Origin of the sequence: Companilactobacillus halodurans (assembly GCF_009600985.1) — a bacterium.
Taxonomy (GTDB): Bacteria; Bacillota; Bacilli; order Lactobacillales; family Lactobacillaceae; genus Companilactobacillus; species Companilactobacillus halodurans.
Map to the genome: position 1 here is coordinate 1 of NZ_VDFP01000156.1, position 1,332 is coordinate 1,332.

At 34.9% G+C, this 1,332-nt stretch carries 2 protein-coding genes; both read right to left on the minus strand.

The features are described from left to right. Positions 1-865, minus strand: an 865-nt coding sequence (locus tag FHL06_RS13235; RefSeq protein ID WP_192918003.1) for an O-antigen ligase family protein, incomplete at its 3' end; no start/stop codon positions are given. 140 nt (positions 866-1,005) lie between these two features. Then, positions 1,006-1,332: GntR family transcriptional regulator (locus FHL06_RS13240; protein ID WP_153387082.1), on the minus strand; the 327-nt coding region annotated here is incomplete at its 5' end.

Sequence of the window (1,332 nt, forward strand, 5' to 3'; positions counted from 1 at the left end):
TGATCATATCACTATGCAATTCGGCTGTTCTTGATACGGCCATAGCTGGATATGCTGCAAAAACTCCACCTAAGGTCAAACCTAATAGCACTACAATTCCGGCGTTAAATTTACGTCTGCTACTGTCTTGGAAGAAGTGGATCACAGCGGCTAAAATTGCCATACATGTACCAAAGAGAATTGCCAATAGTGATCCCTTTGTACCAATCAACAAGGCGGCATAGATTGCTAAAATAATTGTCAGCCAATAATAAATTCTCGACCAATTGCTAATTTTTTTCAATGCGTACCAAACCATGATTGGAAAGGCAATTGAAACAATCGCACTCAACTCATTAGCAGCGTAGAACCAGCCACTTTCACCTAGCTTATAGTAAGCATATGAACTGAAACTTGTGTTAGTAAAATGAGCGATAATCATGATAATACTGATGATATTCACAGCATAAAAAATTACTTTTGGAAAGAAACGGTTGATGATTCGATCCTCAGCCAATTCTTCAAAGGCATAAAAGTATCCTAGCAACATGATTGGATAGTACACACTTTTTGCCAAAGTTGTTAATTCTAGCGATGGTATAAATAATTCTTTTTGTTTGTAATTTACAATTAAACTAATCACCGAAACTATTCCTAAAACTACGAAATACGCGATGACTCGAAACCCATGTTTATTATCCCTATTAAGTATCAAGAAAATCAGAATATAAAATACGGTCACAGCCATCACAGCCATGCGTATCAAAACCCCGAAGGTAATATTAATATGTGCTTGAGCCATCAGTCCGGTAACAGCATCTAATACAGGTTGAAAAACAATATATAGCATCAAGAAGATACTGTACTTTTTTATAAAGCTTTGCATAAGTGACTCCCAGTTAAAAATTTAAAAAACATATCAGGTTATATCTTACCTTAAAACGAATTTGAAAGAAATTAAATATCTATTATTTTCACAACATCCTAACAATAACAAAATGCTTTTAAATCCTTCAAATTTAAAAATTATCTCTCTAAGTAAAATTCAAACCGATCTCCGGCATATTGTGAACGAACGTATTCGAAAGGTCGATCATCGTCTAATGTTGTAACTTGACGAACCCTCAAAATAGCCGAGCCACGTTTTACGTTTAAGAAATTAGCAATCTTTTCGGATGCTAAAATAGCTGAAACAGTTTGTGTAGCGTCACCTAATTTTAAACCAGCTTTATCCTCAAGTGCCTTATACAGTGAAGACGTGATGTCTTTTTTATTCAGGCTATTAACAATTTCAATCGGAATAGTCGCAACTTCAAAACAAATCGGTTGCTTATCCGCATAACGAATTCTTTC